Origin of the sequence: Phenylobacterium sp. VNQ135, from assembly GCF_049445735.1 — a bacterium.
Taxonomy (GTDB): Bacteria; Pseudomonadota; Alphaproteobacteria; order Caulobacterales; family Caulobacteraceae; genus Phenylobacterium.
The window spans coordinates 389,842-407,653 of sequence record NZ_JBMSDS010000002.1; the positions used below are offsets into that span (position 1 = coordinate 389,842).

General features: G+C 70.5%; 18 protein-coding genes. 2 read left to right on the forward strand and 16 right to left on the reverse strand.

Translation table 11 applies throughout. The features are described 5' to 3' along the window. The first annotated feature begins 98 nt into the window (after positions 1-98). Complete coding sequence (locus ACO2Q0_RS07720) at positions 99-2,639, forward strand: ATP-binding protein (protein WP_423350917.1); 2,541 nt, start codon at positions 99-101, stop codon at positions 2,637-2,639. Continuing rightward, positions 2,636-3,025: a response regulator gene (locus ACO2Q0_RS07725; RefSeq protein ID WP_423350918.1), complete on the forward strand. Its 390-nt coding sequence runs from the start codon at positions 2,636-2,638 to the stop codon at positions 3,023-3,025. Before ACO2Q0_RS07720 ends, ACO2Q0_RS07725 begins: the two co-directional genes overlap by 4 nt. Before the next feature lie 2 nt (positions 3,026-3,027). Here ACO2Q0_RS07725 and ACO2Q0_RS07730 read toward each other — a convergent pair whose 3' ends face one another. The 16 genes from ACO2Q0_RS07730 to ACO2Q0_RS07805 form a co-directional block, all read right to left on the reverse strand. Then, a complete protein-coding gene (locus ACO2Q0_RS07730) occupies positions 3,028-4,716 on the reverse strand; it encodes a phytoene desaturase family protein (RefSeq protein ID WP_423351581.1) in 1,689 nt (562 codons plus the stop codon). Continuing rightward, positions 4,655-5,113: a hypothetical protein gene (locus ACO2Q0_RS07735; protein ID WP_423350919.1), complete on the reverse strand. Its 459-nt coding sequence runs from the start codon at positions 5,111-5,113 to the stop codon at positions 4,655-4,657. Before ACO2Q0_RS07735 ends, ACO2Q0_RS07730 begins: the two co-directional genes overlap by 62 nt. Beyond that, the gene (locus ACO2Q0_RS07740; RefSeq protein ID WP_423350920.1) at positions 5,114-5,719 is read right to left on the reverse strand and encodes a response regulator; all 606 of its coding nucleotides are present in this window, start codon (positions 5,717-5,719) and stop codon (positions 5,114-5,116) included. After that, entirely contained in the window at positions 5,716-6,057 is a 342-nt protein-coding gene (locus tag ACO2Q0_RS07745) for a hypothetical protein (RefSeq protein ID WP_423350921.1), read from the reverse strand. The genes ACO2Q0_RS07740 and ACO2Q0_RS07745 overlap by 4 nt, the downstream gene beginning before the upstream one ends. Positions 6,058-6,068: 11 nt before the next feature. Then, positions 6,069-6,647 (reverse strand): chemotaxis protein CheD, encoded by a 579-nt coding sequence (locus ACO2Q0_RS07750; protein ID WP_423351582.1) that lies wholly within the window; start codon positions 6,645-6,647, stop codon positions 6,069-6,071. Positions 6,648-6,649: 2 nt separating this feature from the next. Next, on the reverse strand, positions 6,650-7,039 hold the full coding sequence (locus ACO2Q0_RS07755) for a response regulator (RefSeq protein WP_423350922.1): 390 nt from the start codon (positions 7,037-7,039) through the stop codon (positions 6,650-6,652). Then, positions 7,039-8,079, reverse strand: coding sequence for a protein-glutamate methylesterase/protein-glutamine glutaminase (locus ACO2Q0_RS07760; RefSeq protein ID WP_423350923.1), 1,041 nt, complete (start codon positions 8,077-8,079; stop codon positions 7,039-7,041). Before ACO2Q0_RS07760 ends, ACO2Q0_RS07755 begins: the two co-directional genes overlap by 1 nt. Beyond that, positions 8,076-8,948: a CheR family methyltransferase gene (locus ACO2Q0_RS07765; RefSeq protein WP_423350924.1), complete on the reverse strand. Its 873-nt coding sequence runs from the start codon at positions 8,946-8,948 to the stop codon at positions 8,076-8,078. The genes ACO2Q0_RS07760 and ACO2Q0_RS07765 overlap by 4 nt, the downstream gene beginning before the upstream one ends. Continuing rightward, positions 8,945-9,409, reverse strand: coding sequence for a chemotaxis protein CheW (locus ACO2Q0_RS07770; protein ID WP_423350925.1), 465 nt, complete (start codon positions 9,407-9,409; stop codon positions 8,945-8,947). The genes ACO2Q0_RS07765 and ACO2Q0_RS07770 overlap by 4 nt, the downstream gene beginning before the upstream one ends. A gap of 5 nt (positions 9,410-9,414) precedes the next feature. Then, a complete protein-coding gene (locus ACO2Q0_RS07775; protein WP_423350926.1) occupies positions 9,415-11,586 on the reverse strand; it encodes a chemotaxis protein CheA in 2,172 nt (723 codons plus the stop codon). 11 nt (positions 11,587-11,597) lie between these two features. After that, positions 11,598-11,963, reverse strand: coding sequence for a response regulator (locus ACO2Q0_RS07780; RefSeq protein WP_423350927.1), 366 nt, complete (start codon positions 11,961-11,963; stop codon positions 11,598-11,600). After that, the gene (locus tag ACO2Q0_RS07785) at positions 11,960-12,247 is read right to left on the reverse strand and encodes an STAS domain-containing protein (protein ID WP_423350928.1); all 288 of its coding nucleotides are present in this window, start codon (positions 12,245-12,247) and stop codon (positions 11,960-11,962) included. The genes ACO2Q0_RS07780 and ACO2Q0_RS07785 overlap by 4 nt, the downstream gene beginning before the upstream one ends. Further along, complete coding sequence (locus tag ACO2Q0_RS07790; RefSeq protein WP_423350929.1) at positions 12,247-14,202, reverse strand: methyl-accepting chemotaxis protein; 1,956 nt, start codon at positions 14,200-14,202, stop codon at positions 12,247-12,249. The genes ACO2Q0_RS07785 and ACO2Q0_RS07790 overlap by 1 nt, the downstream gene beginning before the upstream one ends. A 34-nt stretch (positions 14,203-14,236) precedes the next feature. Then, positions 14,237-16,174, reverse strand: coding sequence for a methyl-accepting chemotaxis protein (locus ACO2Q0_RS07795; RefSeq protein WP_423350930.1), 1,938 nt, complete (start codon positions 16,172-16,174; stop codon positions 14,237-14,239). Between the two features lie 55 nt (positions 16,175-16,229). Continuing rightward, positions 16,230-16,934: a TorF family putative porin gene (locus ACO2Q0_RS07800; RefSeq protein WP_423350931.1), complete on the reverse strand. Its 705-nt coding sequence runs from the start codon at positions 16,932-16,934 to the stop codon at positions 16,230-16,232. A gap of 234 nt (positions 16,935-17,168) precedes the next feature. After that, a complete protein-coding gene (locus tag ACO2Q0_RS07805; RefSeq protein WP_423350932.1) occupies positions 17,169-17,675 on the reverse strand; it encodes a MarR family winged helix-turn-helix transcriptional regulator in 507 nt (168 codons plus the stop codon). Positions 17,676-17,812: the final 137 nt, after the last annotated feature.

A 17,812-nucleotide genomic window follows, 5' to 3' on the forward strand; every position in this document is an offset into this window, starting at 1 on the left:
CAGTATGGAAGGCATGTCCAGCCGCAGCGCTTCCGCCCCGGGAGCTTGCGTCACGGCGGGACGTTGATGCAGCGTCCTCGCGCCGAACGGGAGACTTCATGATCGACGGCTGGATCGCGACGCTCCGTCGGCGCTTCTCGCAGGACGCGCTGTTCTGGCTCTGCGCCGTGACCGTCATCCTGCTGATCCCGATCCTGCTGGCCGTGGCGTGGCGGGCCACCAGCATCGAGCAGGCGCAGCAGGATGCTGCCCAGGCCGCGATGATCCGCTCGGCCGAGCGGCGCGCGTCCATCCAGGCCTTCGCCTTGATGATCAAGGACGCCGAGAGCAGCCACCGCGGCTACCTCCTGTCCGGCGATCACGCGTTCCTGCGCCGCTACGAGGCCGTCACGCCGCTGGTGGAGCAGCGCATCGACCAGCTCGTGCTCGCCTTCTCGGACCAGCCCGAGCAGCAGCAGCGCCTCGCCCGGGTTCGCGAACTGGCGCGCGAGCGGTTCGCGCTCATGGAAGAGGTGCGCGCGGTCCGCGACGAACGAGGGCTGACGGCGGCCGGAGCCGAGGTCGCCACGGCGCGCGGGGAGCGGGCCATGGAGCGGCTGCGCGCCGACACCGACGCCATCTCCGCGGCCGAGGCGCGCAATCTCGGCGAGCGGCTGCGCCTGGCCCAGAGCCAGACGCGCCAGGCGCGGCTCGTGTCGTCCACCAGCTATGGGCTCGTCCTGGCCGCCATCGCCCTCGCCGCCGTCATGGCCTTCCGCTACACCGCGCTGCGGACCGCCCTGATCACCCGGGCGCGGGCCGAGGCGGAGCGCCGCCAGGCGATCTTCGATTCCGCCATGGACGCCATCATCACCTTCAATCCGAGCGGCGGGGTGGAGACGATGAACCGCGCCGCCCAGGAAATGTTCGGCTATGCGCCCGAGGAGCTGACCGGCCGCGACATCTCCGTCCTGGTGCCGGAGGCGGCGGGCGACGACGCCCTGTTCCTGGAGCGCCTGCGGCACGACGGCGACGTGCGAGCCGGCGCCACGTGCGAGCTGGAGGCCCGGCGGAAGGACGGCACGACCTTCCCGGTCGACATCAACTTCGGCGAGATGGCCCAGCCGGACGGCGTGCATGCCGTCGCGGTGATGCGCGACTGCACCGAACGGCGCCGCGCCGAGCTCGCGAAGTCGGAGTTCGTCTCCACGGTCAGTCATGAGCTGCGCACGCCCCTGACATCCATCGCGGGCTCTCTGGGCCTGCTGGCCGGAGGCGCGGCCGGAGCGCTGCCCGAGCGGGCCGCCCGCCTCATCGGCATCGCCGAGAACAACAGCCGGCGTTTGGTGCGGCTGATCAACGACATCCTCGACCTGGAGAAGATCGATTCCGGGAAGCTCGGCCTGGTCTCCAAACCGCTGGACTTCGGCGACCTCACGCAGGCGGCTGTCGAGAACCTCGGCGGCCTCAGCGCCGAGACGGGCGTCGCGCTCGCGTACGACCCGCCGGCGGAACCGGTCATGGTCGACGGCGACGCCGACCGGTTGACCCAGGTCCTGACGAACCTGCTGTCGAACGCCGTCAAGTTCTCGAGGCGCGGCGGCGTGGCGCGGGTGCGGGTCTGGCCGGAGGGTCGCCGGGTGCGGCTCTCGGTGAAGGACGACGGACCCGGCATTCCACCGGAGTTCCAGGACCAAATCTTCGGCCGTTTCGCCCAGGCGGACTCCTCCGACACCCGTCAGAAGGGCGGCACGGGCCTCGGGCTGGCGATCAGCAAGGAGATCGTCGAGCGGCACGGCGGCCGGATCTGGTTCGAAAGCCCGCCCGGCGAGGGCGCGACCTTCCATGTGGAGCTTCCGGCGCGCCCGGACGTGGCGTCGGCGCCGCCCGGCGACGACGGCGTCCGGCTGCTGCTCTGCGAGGACGACCCGGACATCGCCCAGGTGCTGAGCGAAGCCCTCGCCGGCCACGGCTTCCGCACCGAGATCGTGACGACCCTCGCGGCGGCCACCGAGACGCTGGCGACGCCCGGCGCCTTCGACGCCCTGCTCCTGGACCTGCGGCTGCCCGACGGCTCGGGGCTCGACCTCCTGCGCCGCCTGCGCGCCGATCCCGCCACGCGCGGCCTGCCGGCGATCATCATATCGGCCGACGCGGCGGATCGGGCCGCCATGGCCAGCCTCGATCTGGTGGACTGGATCGAGAAGCCGGTGGACCTGGACCGGCTCGCCGCAGCGCTGGACCAGGCCATCGACGGCGCCGCCGAGGGACCGCTGGTGCTCCACGTCGACGATGACCCCGACCTGCGCCAGCTGGTGGCCGAGGCCTTCAGCGGCCGCTGCCGCATGAAGTCGGTCGAGAGCCTGGCGGCGGCGCGGCAGGCCCTCTCCGAACAGACGCCGTCGCTGGCCATCCTGGACGTCGGACTGCCCGACGGCTCTGGACTGGACCTGCTGCCCGAGCTGCACGATCCGAGCGGACGGCCGATCCCCGTCGTGGTGTTCTCGGCCCAGGCCTTCGACCAGGCGGCCCTCGCCCAGGCGGTGGACGCCGTGCTGGTCAAGTCGCGGTCGTCGCTGGATCAGCTGATCGCCACGGTGCGGCGGCTCACCGCCGTCGCCCGACATTCCCCAAGTCCCGCCGCCGGAGCCGAGGCATGAGCGCGCTGAAGATCCTCTATGTGGACGACGAGCCCGACATCCGCGAGGTGGCCTGTCTGTCGCTGGAGATGGATCCCGACCTGGAGGTCCGGACGGCCGCCTCCGCGGATGAGGCGCTGGCGGTGCTGGACGCCGGCGACTGGTCTCCGGACCTGCTGCTGCTGGACGTGATGATGCCGGGCACGGACGGACCGACCCTGCTGAAGGCCATCCGGGAGCGGCCGCAGTTCGACGCGGCGCCGGCGGTGTTCATCACCGCACGGGCCCAGCGACAGGAGACCGACCGCCTGATCGGCCTGGGCGCCGTCGCCGTGATCGCCAAGCCGTTCGACCCGATGAGCCTGGCGGGCGAGGTGCGGGCCGCGGCCGCGGCCGCGAAGGGTTAGCGTCAGGCGCGCCGGCGCTTCACGTCGCGCAGCACTTCCCGGGCGGCGTTGTGGCCCGGCGCGCCGGTGACCCCCCCGCCGGGGTGGGTTCCGGCGCCGCACTGGTACAGGCCCCGGACGGGCGTCCGATAGTCGCCGGCGCCGAGGACGGGGCGGGCCGAGAAGAGCTGATCCAGGCTGAGCGCGCCATGCATGATGTCGCCGCCCACAAGGCCGAAGGTGCGCTCCAGGTCCGTCGGCGACAGAACCTGGCGGGCGATGACCGATTTCGCGAAGCCGGGGGCGTGCCTGTCGACCGTGGCGATCATCAGGTCGGCCACCTCGTCCCGGTGATCGTCCCAGGAGCGGCCGCCCGGCAGCGTCGGCGCCACATGCTGGCAGAACAGGCTGGCGACGTGCCGGCCTGTGGGCGCCAGGCTGTCGTCCAGGGTGGACGGGATCAGCATCTCGACGATCGGTTCGCGCGACCAGCCGTGGACCCGGGCGTCCATGTAGGCGCGATCCATGTAGGCGAGGGTGGGGGCGATGATGATGCCGGCCGTGAGGTGGTCGCCGGGCTCCGGCCGCACGGTGAAGCGCGGCAGCTCGGACAGGGCGACGTTCATCCGGAAGGTCCCCGAACCCGAGCGGTAGCGGCTCAGCCGCTCGGTGAAGTCGGCCGGCACGACGCCCGGATCGAGCTTGGAGAACAGCAGCTTGGGGTGGAGGTTGGAGACCACCATCCGTGCCCGGAGCGTCTCACCCGCCTCGGTGACGACTCCGACCGCGCGGCCCTTCTCGGTCAGCACCTCGGCCACGCCCGTTCCCGTGCGGATCGTGACGCCGCGCTCGCGGCAGCAGGCGGCCATCGCCTGGGTGATCGCCCCCATGCCGCCGATCGCATGGCCCCAGGCGCCCTTCTTGCCGTTCACCTCGCCGAAGACGTGGTGCAGCAGGACGTAGGCCGAGCCCGGCGTATAGGGGCTCGCGTAGTTGCCGACGACGCCGTCGAAGCCGAGGACGGCCTTGATCGGATCGCTCTCGAACCAGCCGTCCAGCCAGTCGCCGGCCGATTGCGCGAAGAGCGCCAGCAGGTCGCGCTTGGCGGTCAGGTCCAGCTTCGAGAGACGGCGGCCGAGCGCCGCGGATTTCACCAGCTCGGGCAGAGCCTGGGCCAGGCCGCCCTCGACGAGGTTGGGCGGCGTCTCCAGCACCAGCTCGCGCAGCACGTCGGCGATGGCTTCCAGGCGCGCGTCATAGGCGTCCAGCCGCTCGGCGTCCTTCTGCGAAAAGCGAGCGACCTCGGCCCGGGTGCGGCCGGAGCCGGTGAGCAGGCTGTCGCCGTCGAAGGGCAGGAAGTTCGCCGCCCTGCGCTCCACCACCTTGAGGCCGTGGCGATGCAGGTCCAGGTCGCGGATGACCTTCGGGTTCAGGAGGCTGACGGTGTAGCTGGCCACCGAGTTGCGGAAGCCGGGATGGAACTCCTCCGTCACGGCGGCGCCGCCGACCACGTCGCGGCGCTCCAGCACGGTGACCTTCAGCCCCGCGGTGGCGAGGTAGGCGGCGCAGGTCAGGCCGTTGTGGCCGGCCCCGATCACGAGAACGTCGGTCATGCGCCCCGGTGTGCTACGGACCGGCGCCGCTTGGCAATCAGGCGACGGACTCCACCACCTTGCGCAGCCCGTGCTTGAGCGCCGTGCAATGGGCCGGATCGTGGTCCTGGACCTGGCGCATCACCTGAAGGGCGTCGACGTGGACGGCGACCATCGCGGCGCTCCATCGGCCGGTGTTGCGGAAGCGGGTGATCAGCTCGCAGAGGCTGTAGGCGGCCTCGCCCAGCTCGGTCTTCTCGAAGACGCCCGCCAGGGCGATGATCTGGTTGGCGGCGCCGTAGACCTGCTGGACGCGCGGGTCGTCGAGGCGCGTGATGTCCTGCGACAGGGCCTGGATGCGCAGGACGATCCCGTCGATCTCCGTGAGGGTGTTCTCGCGCAGCTGCGCCAGCCGGGCGTCGGCGGCCTTCACCGCCTCGCGCATGGTCAGGCCGCTGTGCTGGGTGAGCGCCTTGGCCAGGCGGTTGACGTACTTGAAGGTCCGAGCTGCTGTCATTTACGCGACCGCCTTTCGGGGATTGAGCAAGGCATCGATCTCCGACTGGGCGAGATCGGGGCCGGCCGGGAAGCCGACTTCGGGGGAGAGGTCGTCCTTGCGGCGGCCCTGCATGCCGGGCGGCGGGCCGAACGCCTTGTGACGCCGGTCGGGGCCGACGTAGCCTGCGGACTCGACGAACTCGCGCTGGTCCTGCACGAGCCAGAGGATCCGGTCGAACAGCACCTTGGGCGTGATCGGCTTGGCGACGACGAAGTTCGCGCCGCAATCCCGGGCCCGGTAGATCTGGCTCTGCGGGGTGTGGCCGGCGACCAGAAGGATCGGCGCGAGGCGGTTGCGGCCGTCGCGCTCGCGGCGGAGGCGCTCGACGAACTCGAAGCCGGCGCCGGCTTCGAAGTCGCCGTCGACGACGATGAGGTCGAAGTCGACGCGGCGGGCCACCTCCTCGGCGTCGGCGAGCGAGAGGTACTTGCGGATGGCCTTGACGCCGAAGCCGATGAACACCTGGCCCAGGATGTCGAGCTCGGCCTGATTGTTCTGGATGATCAGGACGACGGTCTTGGACAGGTTGAGGCGCGGATCGGAGCCGGCCGGGCGCATGCTCATTCGAACAGCTCCAGCTCGCCGGCCCCCGCGCGGACCGGGACAGGAGCGAGGCTTAGCGCGGCCGCCACGTCCTCGAGGGGCAGGGCCTCGGCGACGGCCAGGGCGTCGGCCGCCCATTCGCGCGGCAGGCGTTCCGAAAGCGACGCCAGGAAGTAGGACAGGCTGGCGAGGCCCTGGGTGACGTAGTCGAGATCCTGCAGCGCCATGGGCCGCGCGCCGGCGGTCATCGCCGGGCTCAGCGCCTCCTGAAGCTCGGCGCAGCGGCCCTCCATCTCCTGGAGGACGCCGGCGGCGGCGACCAGGACGTCGCTGAGGGGAACGGGATATCGCTGCGTCATGGCGGGTTTCCTCAGAACAGCTCCAGCTCCCCGGCGCTGGCGGGCGCTGGCGGAGGACGGCGAACGCGTTCGCGCTCGGCCTCGAATGGATCGGCGACCTGATGCGGCAGCAGGATCTGCCGGGCGCGTCCGGTGGCGGGCCAGTACTGGACGCGGCGGGCCTGATCGCCGCGCAGCGAGCCGCCCGCGTGCGCCAGCCCCTCGGCGCGCAGATAGCCTTCCGCGAAGGCGGCGTTGGCCGCGCCGACGTCGGTCAGGCCCTTCAGCATCCGCGCGCCGCCGAACAGCTTCACTTCCAGTCGGCCGCGCTGGGCGCCCCGCTGCAGCAGGGCGTTGACCAGCAGCTCCATGGCGTAGGCGCCGAACCGCTGGGCGTCGCCTCCGGCGGCGTCGCGGCCCTGGTCCTGGGCGCCGGGCAGCAGGAAGTGGTTCATCCCGCCGATGCCCAGGGCGGGGTCGCGCATGCAGGCCGCCACGCAGCTGCCGAGCACCGTGGTCAGCACGGCGTCGGGGTGCTCGGTGACGCGGAACTCGCCCTGCACCACGTGCTCGGGACGCTGCGCCAGGCCCGTGTAGCGGTCGGCCGCCATGCTCATGTGATCGGACCGAAGACCGCTTCGATCTTCTCCTTCAGCGTGCCGACGGTGAAGGGCTTGACCAGGTAGTTGTTGACCCCGAACTGCACCGCCCGCTGCACCAGCTCGCGGTCGGCCCGGCCGGTCAGCATGATGTACGGCGTGGTCCGGATCGGCTCATGCCCGCGCACGGCCCGCAGCAGGCCCAGGCCGTCGAGCTTGGGCATGTTGTAGTCCGAGATCACCAGGTGGACCTTGGACGTCAGCATGACGCGCAGGCCAGCCTCGCCGTCGGGCGCCTCCTTGATGTCCCGGAAGCCGAGCTCCTGCAGGCCCGTGCGGACCAGCGAGCGCATCGTCTGTTGGTCGTCCACCACGAGGACGGTCATCGAAGCCGCGGCGGGCATCAGGCTTTCTCCACAGTCTGTTGGACGGGCGCCTTCAGGAGTTCGGCGGCGATCTTGTCGATCGGGGCCTGGCGCTCGACGGCGCCGATCTCGAAGGCGGCCTTGGGCATGCCGTAGACGACGCAGGTGGCCTCGTCCTGGCCGAGGGTGCGCGCCCCGGCCTCGCGCATCTCGAGGAGCCCGTTCGCCCCGTCGCGGCCCATGCCGGTCAGGATGCAGCCGACGGCGCGCGGGCCCACGACGCGCGCCACCGACGAGAACAGGACGTCCACGGACGGCCGGTGGCCGTTCACGCGGTCGCCGGCGACGATGCGGCAGCGCGGGCGGGATCCGCCGGCCACCTCCAGGTGGGCGTCTCCGCCGGGGGCGACGTACACGCGGCCCACGTCCAGCGGCGCGCCGTCGGTCGCCTCTTCCACGTGCGGCGCGCAGAGGCGGTCCAGCCGTTCCGAGAAGCTCTTGGTGAAGCTCTCGGGCATGTGCTGGGTGATCACGGTCGGCGGGCAGTTCGCCGGGAAGCGGGAGAGGACGGTGATCAGCGCCTCGACGCCGCCCGTCGACGAGCCGATGGCGATCAGCCGGCCGTCGGGCGCATGTTCCAGGCGGGCCGGCGCGGCGGCGGCCGAGCCGGGCGCGGGGCGGTCCAGCGGCCGCACGCGGGCCCCGGCCGCGGCCTTCACCTTCTCGGGCAGCTCGCGGAAGCCTTCCAGGCCGCCGGTGGACGGCTTGGCGACGCAATCGACGGCGCCGATCTCCAGGGCCTCGAGGGTGATCTCCGCGCCGCGGGTGGTCAGGGTCGAGACCATCACCACCGGCATCGGGCGAAGGCGCATCACCTTCTCGAGGAACTCGATGCCGTTCATGTTCGGCATCTCGACGTCGAGGGTCATGACGTCGGGGTTGAGCCGCTTGATGGCTTCGCGGGCCTCGTAGGGATCCCCGGCCTGGCCGACCACCTCGATCTCGGGATCGCGGCCGAGCACCGCCGAGATCAGGCTGCGCATGGTGGCGGAGTCGTCGACGACCAGGACCCGGATCATCGGCCGGCCTCCTTCAGGCGGTAGATGGTGACGCCGTCGGTCTCGAGGCTGGCGGCGGCAGGACCGCACACGCGCTCGGAGTGGCCGATGTAGAGTCGTGCGGTCGGGCTCATCAGCGGCAGGAAGCGGCTGAACACCCGCGCCTGGGTCGCCTCTTCGAAGTAGATGACGACGTTGCGGCAGAAGATGGCGTCGAACCGGCGCTTCATCGGCCACTCGCCCATCAGGTTGAGCTCGTTGAAGACGATCATTCGCCGGAGCGGATCGGTCGCCGTCCAGCGATCGCCGTCCTTCTCGAACCAGCGGCCGCGAAGGTCGCCGGGGATCTGCAGCATGCTGGACGACCCGTAGGTCCCGGCCCGGGCGTGGGCGAGCACGTTGGTGTCGATGTCGGTCGCCAGGATGCGGACATCCAGGTCGGCGGCGTCGGGCGCGAGCGACAGGATCGTCAGGGCGATGGAGTAGGGCTCCTCGCCGCTGGAGCAGCCCGCCGACCAGATGCGCACGGCGCCGCCGCGGCGGGCCGCTTCGAGAAGGGGCCCAAGCTGCGTCTTCAGGTGGTCGAAGTGATGCGGCTCGCGGAAGAACCGCGTCACGTTGGTGGTCAGCGCGGCGATCATGCGCTGGCGCTCGTCGACGTTCCGGGCGTCGGCGACCAGCGCGCAATACTCCCGGAAACTCTCCAGGCCCAGGCTGCGCAGGCGCTTGGCCAGGCGGGAATAGACCAGGGTCGCCTTCGATTCCGAAAGCGCGATGCCGGCCGACTCGTGGAGGATGGCCGCGATGCGGCGGAAGTCCTCGCCCTGGAAGACGAACTCGCCGTCCACCAGCCGCTGGCCGTCCGCGATCGCCGGAGAGGCTGTGCTCACGCGGCGATCTCCAGGTCATCCTGCGGGAACAGGCCGGTCAGCGACAGGAAGCTGACCATGCGGCCGTCGATGGCCAGCAGGCCGCGGACCGACGACCGGGCGAGGTCGGAGCCGACCTCCGGCGTCGGCTGGATCATGTCGTCCGTGATCGTCAGGATGTCGGAGACCGCATCGACCAGCAGGCCCACGACCTGCTTCTCGACCTGGGCCACGATGATCACGTGCCGGGCCGTGGGATCGGCCGCCCCCAGGCCCAGGCGTGCGCCCAGGTCCATGATCGGCAGCACGGCGCCCCGCAGGTTGATCACGCCCCGGACGAAGGGCGGCGAGTCCGGAATGGCGGTCGCGGGCGTCCAGCCGCGGATTTCCCGCACGTCCATGATGTCCACGCAGAACTCCTGCGCGCCGATCCGGAACGAGATCAGCTCCTGGCCGCCTGCGGTGTTCGAGATGTCGTTCATGAGGTTCACCCTGCTTGGAGGAGCCGAGGCTGCTCGGCGGTCCGGGAGGCGGCGACGAGAGCGTCCACGTCGAGGATGAGCGCCACGCGCCCATCGCCCAGGATCGTGGCCGCGGCGATGCCGGGAACCCGGCGGTAGTTGGCTTCAAGGCTCTTGATGACGACCTGGCGCTGGCCCTGGATGGCCTCGACCATCAGCACCGATCGGGCGCCGCCTTCGCCTTCGATGAGCAGGGCGACGCCCTGTTCCGGCTCCAGCGCCTGCGTCCGGTAGCCCAACGCCGCGCCCACATCGACGAGCTGGGTGTAGGCGCCGCGGATGGAGATCACCCGGCCGCCGCCCGTCGTCGCATGCACGTCGGCCGGGCGGGGCTGCAGCGTCTCGACGATGGCGCTCAGCGGCACCACCAGGGTCTGGTCGCCGGCCGAGACCACCATGCCGTCGAGGACGGCGAGGGTGAGCGGCAGGCTCATGATGAAGGTCGAGCCTTCGCCCGGGCGCGAGTTGATGGAGATCCGGCCGCCCAGCTCCTGGATGGAGCGTCGGACGACGTCCATGCCGACGCCGCGGCCGGAGATGTCGGAGACCGCGTCCGCCGTCGAGAAGCCCGGCATGAAGATCAGGTTGTCGATCTCCTCGTCCGACAGCTGGGCGTCGGCCGCGATCAGGCCCTTCTCCACGGCGATGGCCTTCACGCGGGCGCGGTTGATGCCGCCGCCGTCGTCGGCCACCTCGATGACGATGCGGCCCGAGCGGTGCAGCGCCGACAGGCGCACGACGCCCTCGGCCGGCTTGCCCGCCTCGATCCGCTGCTCCGGCTTCTCCAGCCCGTGGTCGATGGCGTTGCGGATCATGTGGGTGAGCGGATCGGTGAGCCGCTCGATGACCGTCTTGTCGACCTCGGTGCCTTCGCCCTCGGTGACCAGGCGGACCTGCTTGCCCGTGGCGCTGGCCACCTCGCGCACGAGGCGGGGCATGCGCTGGAACACCGACTTCACGGGCTGGGCCCGGATGGCCATGACGCTGTCCTGGATCTCGCGGGTGAGCTGCTCCAGTTCGTCGAGGGCCACGGCGACGTTGGTGTCGCGGATCATGCCGGCTTCGCTGACGCGCTGGGCCATCATCGCCTGGTTGATGACGAGCTCGCCCACCAGGTTGATCAGCCGGTCCACGCGGTCGAGGTCGACGCGGATCGTCGGGTTGGCGGCGCCGGCCGCCTTGGCGTGCGCCTTGTCGTTGGCGGCTTCCGCGGCCGCGGTGGTGGCGGCCGGCGCGGTCGCGGGCGCCGGGTCGGGCGCCGTCGCGATCGGCGGTTCCGCGGCGGCGACCTCCTGGGCCTTGCTGATCAGCGCGGCGATGTCGAGGTCGTCGCCCGCCGGCGGGGCGGCGTCGGGGGCGCCCGCGCCCTGGCCGGTGATCTCCAGCTCGCAGTCGCTTTCGACGAACTCGAAGATCTCGGCGACGTCGGCCCGCTGGGCGTCGCCCGTCAGGCGGACGGTCCAGGCCAGGTAGGCGCCCTCGGGGTCCAGGCCCTGCAGCAGGGGCAGGTCGGCGGCGTCGAGTTCGACTTCGACGTCCCCCAGACGCGCCAGCTCGCGCAGCAGCAGCGCGCTGTCGTTGGCCTTCTTGTAGAGCTCGGCGCGCGGCTTGAAGCGCACGGTCCAGCCCGGGGCCGCCGGGGGGTCGGCGGGCGTCTCGAGCGCCGGCGTCTCGAAAGCGGGCGCCGCGAAAGCCACCGGCTGGAAGTCCAGGTCGCCCATGCCGTCGTCGTCGGCGTCCGCCGCCGCGGGATCGGCGCCGGTGAACGCGGACAGCTCCGCAGCGACGGCGTCGGAATGGCCGAGGTCGACCGAGCCGCCGTCGCGGGCGGCGCGGACCAGGTCCGTGAGCACGTCGGCGGCGCGCAGCAGCGCGGCCACGATCTCGGAGCTGGCCGCGAGGCGGCCGGCGCGCAGCTCGTCCAGGGTGGTTTCGAACACGTGGGCGAAGCGCACCAGGTCGTCGAGGCCGAAGGCCCCTGCGCCGCCCTTCACAGAGTGCACGGCGCGGAACACGGCGTTGACGGTGTCGTCCGAGCCTTCGCCGTCCTGCATGGCGAGCAGGCCGGTCTCCAGTTCGGCGAGCTGTTCCTCGCACTCCTGGAAGAACGTCGCCCGGATTTCCTGCATCGGATCCATGGATGCGTTCCTCAGGCCGCGACGCGGCGGATGGCGGCGACCAGCTTGTCGGGGCTGAACGGCTTCACGATCCAGCCGCTGGCCCCGGCGTCGCGGGCGCGCATCTTCTTCTCCAGGCTGCTCTCGGTGGAGAGCACCAGGATCGGCACGGCGCGGTACTGCGGATCGGCGCGGACGCCCTCGATGAAGCCGTAGCCGTCCATGCGCGGCATGTTGATGTCGGTGACGATGACGTCGGGCCCGCCTTCGCGCATCACCTCCAGCCCGTGCTCGCCGTCCTCGGCCTGGATGACGATGAAGCCCGCGTCGACCAGGGCCAGGCGCAGCATGTCGCGCATGGTGCGGCTGTCGTCGACGGTCAGGATGATCTTGCTCATCCGCTGATCTCCGAGGTGTGGAAGGTCGCTTCGGCCGGGGCGCCCATGAGGGCGAGCGCCGCGGTGAGTTCGGGGGACGGCTCGCTGAGGGTGAGGCTCTGGCCGTCGGCGTCCCACGTGGCCTTGGCCGAGAGCAGCACCTGCAGGCAGGGGCCGCCCAGGCGTTGGACGCGGGAGCCGTCGAGCACGAGGGCCTGGCCCCGGCGCGCGGTGAGCGCCTGGGCGAGGGGAGCGGCCGCGGTCAGGTCGAGGACCGGCTCCAGGCGCAGGGGTTCGCTGGTCATCAGAACTCTTCCCAGCTGTCGGTTTCGGGCGCGGCCTGGGCCTGCGGCTTCAGCAGCGCGCCGCCGCCGCCCGAATGGGTCGAGACGGTCTTCATCGCCGGCGCCGGAGCGTTGGCCTGGCGGGGGGTCGGTGCGGGCGCGGCGCGACGGGCCGGCTGGCGCGCGGCGAGGCGCTGGGCGGCCGCCGTTTCGCCGACCTGGAAGCGGCTGATCAGGCGCGCCAGCTCCTCGGTTTCCTGGGCCAGGCTGTGGCTGGCGGCGGTGGATTCCTCCACCATCGCGGCGTTCTGCTGGGTGACCTGATCCATCTGGTTCACCGCCGTGTTGACCTGGTTCAGGCCGGTGGCCTGCTCCTGGGCCGAGGCGGCGATCTCGGAGACGATGTTGGTGATCTCCGCCACCTGGGTGACGATCCGCTCCAGGGCCTGGCCGGTCTCGCCCACCAGGGTCACGCCCTGGCCGACCTGCTGGGTCGAGGCGGAGATCAGGGTCTTGATCTCCTTGGCGGCGTCGGCCGAGCGCTGGGCCAGGGCCCGGACTTCCGAAGCGACCACCGCGAAACCCTTGCCGGCGTCGCCGGCGCGGGCGGCTTCCACCCCGGCGTTGAGCGCCAGCAGGTTGGTCTGGAAGGCGATCTCGTCGATGACGCCGATGATCTGGCTGATCTGCTGGGCCGACTTCTCGATCTCGCTCATCGCGGCCACCGCATTGCGGACCACCTGGCCGGAGTGCTCGGCGTCGCCCTTCGCGGTCGACACCACGTCGCGGGCGTGGTTGGCGCCCTCGGCGGTCTTGCGGACCGTGGCGGTGATCTCATCCAGGGCCGCGGCGGTCTCCTCCAGCGAGGCGGCCTGCTGCTCGGTGCGCTTCGAGAGGTCGTCGGCGGCCTGGCTGATCTCGTCCGTACCCGAACGGATGCCCTGGGTGGCGCCGTTGATGACCTTCATCGTCTCCTGGAGCTGCTCCATGGCGCCGTTGAAGTCGGCGCGGAGCTTCTCGTACTCGGGCGCGAAGGCTTCATTGATGCGGAACACCAGGTCGCCGGCCGACAGCTTGGTGAGGCCGGTGGCGATGGAGTCCACCACCTGCTGCTGCTCGCGCGCGGCCTTCGCCTTGGCGGCCTCGTTCCGGGCGCGTTCCTCCTCGGCCGCCTTGGCCTGTTCGGCGGTCATGCCTTCCAGGCGGAGCTTCTCGATGGCGGCGTCCTTGAACACCTGCACCGCGCCGGCCATGGCGCCGATCTCGTCCTTGCGGTCGCGCGCCGGGATCTCGACCGTGTTGTCGCCGCTGGCCAGCTTGCCCATGGCGTCCGTCATGGCGCGCACGGGGCTGGCGATCGCGCGGGACAGGGTCACCGACATCACGATGGCGGCCGCCACGGCGCTCAGCGAGCTGCCGGTGAAGATGACGAGCGACAGGATGATGCCTTTCCGGATGTCCTCCAGACGTTGCGCCTGCCGCGCGTCCTGGGCCTTCTCGAGCTCGTCGAGCGTCACGCGCAGCGGCTTGAGCGTGCGGCGTCCCGACAGCTCGCGCGCCTGATCGCGGGTGGCGGGATCGCTAGCCAGCGCGATCGACTTCTCGGCGATATCGGCGCGCCAGGCGGCGTACTGCTGACGGAGCTTCTCCCCGCGCGCCTTCTGGTCCGGAGACGTCGTCTGGGCGATGAAGCTCTCGAGGCTCTTATCGATGATCTCGGACTGCTCGCGGTAGGTCTCGATGTAGGAGGGATTGGCCGCGATGGAGAAGGCGCGCAGCACGTTCTGCTGCTCGACCAGGCCGCGATAGATGTCCTGGACCTCCATCGACCGGGCGTAGGCGCGGCCGTTGGCCGCGGCCTCGCCCTTCACCTCCAGGAGCTTCCAGAGGACCGCCGCATTGGCGACGAGGATGATGGCGATCAGCACGCCGAAGGCGGCTGTCAGCTTCTGCGAAATCTTCAGTCGGGAGAGCATGTCGATCTTCCTTGGTCAGGCAGGCGCGGGAGGTTCAGAATTCTTCCCAGGCGTCGGCTTCGACGTCGGGCCTGCGGAGGGCTCCGCCGCCGCCCGCATGGGTGGAGACGGTCTTGAGCGCGGGCATCGGGGCCCGCGGAGGCTCGGGCCGATCGGCGCGCGCCGTCGGGGATCGGATGGCGGGTTCCCCCGTGTTGAAGCGGCGGATCAGGCGGACCAGCTCCTCGGCTTCCTTCGAGAGCCCGTGGCTGGCGGCGGTGGATTCCTCCACCATCGCGGCGTTCTGCTGGGTGAGCTGGTCCATCTGGTTGACGGCGGTGTTCACCTGGCCGAGCCCGGCCGCCTGTTCGTGAGCGGACGCGGCGATCTCCACGACGACCGTGTTGATGTCGGCGACCTGGGCGACGATCCGGTTCAGGGCCTCGCCGGCCTCGCCCACCAGGGTCACGCCCTGGCCGACCTGCTGGGTCGAGGCCGAGATCAGGGTCTTGATCTCCTTGGCGGCGCCCGCCGAGCGCTGCGCCAGGGCTCTGACTTCGGAGGCCACGACGGCGAAGCCCTTGCCCGCCTCGCCGGCCCGGGCGGCCTCGACGCCGGCGTTCAGCGCCAGCAGGTTGGTCTGGAAGGCGATCTCGTCGATCACGCCGATGATCTGGCTGATCTGCTGGGACGATTTTTCGATCTCGCTCATGGCGGCGAAGGCGTTGCGCACCACGTCGCCCGACGCCTCGCCATCGTCCTTGGCGGCGGCGACGGTGTCGCGGGCGTGGCTGGCGCCCTCGGCGGTCTTGCGCACCGTTGCGGTGATCTGCTCCAGCGCGGCCGCGGTCTGTTCCAGGTTGGCGGCCTGCTGCTCGGTGCGGCGGGCCAGGGCGTCGGCCGCCTCGGTGATCTCGCCGCTGCCCGAGCCGATGCCGTGGGCCGCATGGGCGATGACCTTCATCGTGTCCTGGAGCTGCTCCAGGGCGCCGTTGAAATCGGTGCGCAGCTTCTCGTACTCGGGCGCGAAAGCTTGATTGATGCGGAACACGAGGTCGCCGGCCGAGAGACGGGCCAGGCCTTCGGCGATGGCGTCCACCACCTGCTGCTGCTCGCGCGCGGCCTCCGCCTTGGCGGCCTCGTTCCGGGCCCGCGCCTCCTCGGCGGCCTTGGCCTGTTCGGCGGTCATGCCTTCGAGGCGGAGCTTCTCGATGGCGGCGTCCTTGAACACCTGCACCGCACCGGCCATTTCGCCGATCTCGTCCTTGCGGTCAGTGGCCGGGATTTCGATGGTGTTGTCGCCTCCGGCCAGCCTGCGCATGGCGGCCGTCATCGCGACCACGGGCGCCGCGACGGCCCGCGACAGGAGGAACCCCGCGGCGATGGCGATCAGGGTCGCCAGGGCCACGCCGCCCACGACCACGACGGCGACCATCCGGTCGGCCGCCGCCATCGCGGCGCGACGGCGCTCGAGGCGCGCCTCCTCCGCCTTCACCATCGCTTCGATGGCTTCCTCGGCGGGCGCGATCTGGCTGTCGGCGATGCCGTCCGGTCCGACCATCTGGACCGCCAGCGAATGGGTGGCGGGGTTCTTCGCCAGGCGCGAGCCTTCGACCACCACCTTGGCGAACCAGTTGTCGGCCGAGGCCAGGATGGCGTCGACCTGGGCCAGCGCCTCGGCGTCGCCCTTTTCCAGGTCGCGCAGGGCGCCAAGCCGCTTCTCGAACGTCGCGCGGTGCTTCCTGACCCGTTCGGCGTAGTAGGGATCCGCCGAGAGCAGCAGCCCGCGGAAGCTGTTCTCCTGCCGGGCCAGGGAGAACTCGACCCCCTGCAGCGTGCGCAGCACCGCGTAGCTGTGGTCGTTCGCCTGCCGCGCGGCTTCGGTGGCGCGCAGGTTCGCAAGCACCGTCACGCCCAGGGCCACGATCGTGGCGACGATGGCGCCGAACGCCAGCGCCTGCTTTTGCGTGATCTTCAGGTTCTTGAACGACACGGGGGAATCCTCTTCCGGCAGGCGCCGACCGCTCGCGCGCGGCCGGCCCAGGAGGTCAGAACTTCAGGATGAGGCTGCCGACGAGCCCTGGGCGGTATTCGCCCCGCAGGTCGTCGCCGCGGCTGCTGCCGTACCAGCGCACATCGGCGTCGACGTGCTTGGTCAGGCTCTGCCGGACACCGATGTTGTAGGCTGTGTAGTCCGCACCATGTTCCGCCTTGCGGACGCCGAGCGCGGCGCTGACCTTGGTCTTGGCTGCGACCTTGACGGTCGCCAGGCCCTCGACCCACCAGGCCTCCTTGGTGCCTGCGAAGCCGTCGGGCGTGTAGTTGACCCGCAGGCGGGCCGCGACGGGCCCGGCCTTCTTGGTCACGTCGGCCTCGACTTCCCAGTAGGTGGAGTCGACCCCCGCGTCCGTCCCGGGACGCAGGCGGTAGATGCCCTTGAAATCGAACTCGAGGCCGGCGGCCTTGGGCGCCACGCCGACGGTCGTCAGGATCTCGCCGTCAGAGCCCTTCGACATCTCGACAGGCGTCGCGTAGACCTTGATGTAGGCGGGACCATTTGACGCAGTCACCGTGCCGTAAACATGGGGATCCCCCATGCTCTTGCCGACGCCTTTCGAGACGTATTCCGTCGCGGCGCCCAGTTCGACCGAGACATCGGGCTTCTCGGCCGCGGCTGCGGCCGCCGGTACCAGGCCGGTTACCAGCGAAATCAGGGCGAAGACCACGCCCCCAAGTTGAAGTCGATTCAGCACGACTACGTTCCTCTATCTCATTCCTGAGAAAGGTAGTCGTGATCTGTAAAATTACAGTTTCCGCCTGCGTGGCACTTTATATTCACAGAGATGCGGAGTTGATATTCAGGATATACGCAAAATAATCGGCACTTGCCGATACTCGGCTCATGCACCTATTCGGCGCGCGCAAAGCAAAACGGCCGCCAGCAAGGGCGGCCGCGGCGGTCGTGCCAGGTTAGGAGGGTGGCCGCCCTACGGGCGGTCGTAGAGATCCATGATACGGCGGGCGCCGGCGCGATGGCCGACGATGCGCTCGAGCATCAGCTCCATCACGTCGCTCGCTGCGTCCAGGGCGGCGTCATCAACGCCCTCGATCAGCCGCTCGTAGAGTTCGACGTTCTGGTCCAGCAGCTCGGCGCGCAGGGCGCGACCCGCGGCGGTGAGGGTCACCTCCGTCAGGCGGCGGTCGTGGGCGACCTCGGCGCGCAGCAGCAGGCCGCGCGCCACCAGCTTGTCGACCGCGCGCGTCAGGCTGGTGCGGTCCAGCGTCAGGAAGTCGGCCACCTCGTTCATGGTGCGGTTCGGCAGCTTCGCCAGGGTGTAGAGCAGCCGCCATTGGGTGAGGGACAGATCGTACGGCCTTAAGATTTCGGAAAGGACTCGCTCACGCCGCTCCCAAAGGTGGGCGAAGACGTAAAAGATCCGCAGCCGCTGCGCCTCAGCGGAAAACCCCTGCACTTGTCGGGCGGGTTCACTCACGACCGGACTCCCAATAGCTACACTCAAGCTTAGGGGTACATCGGCGAAGCGTGGCCGCAATTATGTCAAATTGGCGCAGGTGGTGAGATGAAACCTCAAGTAACGCGTTACCCGATGCGAGGTGCGAAAGAATTGTC

Coding starts and splice junctions, on each gene's coding strand:
- ACO2Q0_RS07720 (WP_423350917.1), top strand. CDS start 99: ATGATCGACGGCTGGATCGCGACGCTCCGTCGGCGCTTCTCGCAGGAC.
- ACO2Q0_RS07725 (WP_423350918.1), top strand. CDS start 2,636: ATGAGCGCGCTGAAGATCCTCTATGTGGACGACGAGCCCGACATCCGC.
- ACO2Q0_RS07735 (WP_423350919.1), bottom strand. CDS start 5,113: ATGACAGCAGCTCGGACCTTCAAGTACGTCAACCGCCTGGCCAAGGCG.
- ACO2Q0_RS07740 (WP_423350920.1), bottom strand. CDS start 5,719: ATGAGCATGCGCCCGGCCGGCTCCGATCCGCGCCTCAACCTGTCCAAG.
- ACO2Q0_RS07745 (WP_423350921.1), bottom strand. CDS start 6,057: ATGACGCAGCGATATCCCGTTCCCCTCAGCGACGTCCTGGTCGCCGCC.
- ACO2Q0_RS07750 (WP_423351582.1), bottom strand. CDS start 6,647: ATGGCGGCCGACCGCTACACGGGCCTGGCGCAGCGTCCCGAGCACGTG.
- ACO2Q0_RS07755 (WP_423350922.1), bottom strand. CDS start 7,039: ATGCCCGCCGCGGCTTCGATGACCGTCCTCGTGGTGGACGACCAACAG.
- ACO2Q0_RS07760 (WP_423350923.1), bottom strand. CDS start 8,079: ATGATCCGGGTCCTGGTCGTCGACGACTCCGCCACCATGCGCAGCCTG.
- ACO2Q0_RS07770 (WP_423350925.1), bottom strand. CDS start 9,409: ATGAACGACATCTCGAACACCGCAGGCGGCCAGGAGCTGATCTCGTTC.
- ACO2Q0_RS07775 (WP_423350926.1), bottom strand. CDS start 11,586: ATGGATCCGATGCAGGAAATCCGGGCGACGTTCTTCCAGGAGTGCGAG.
- ACO2Q0_RS07780 (WP_423350927.1), bottom strand. CDS start 11,963: ATGAGCAAGATCATCCTGACCGTCGACGACAGCCGCACCATGCGCGAC.
- ACO2Q0_RS07785 (WP_423350928.1), bottom strand. CDS start 12,247: ATGACCAGCGAACCCCTGCGCCTGGAGCCGGTCCTCGACCTGACCGCG.
- ACO2Q0_RS07790 (WP_423350929.1), bottom strand. CDS start 14,202: ATGCTCTCCCGACTGAAGATTTCGCAGAAGCTGACAGCCGCCTTCGGC.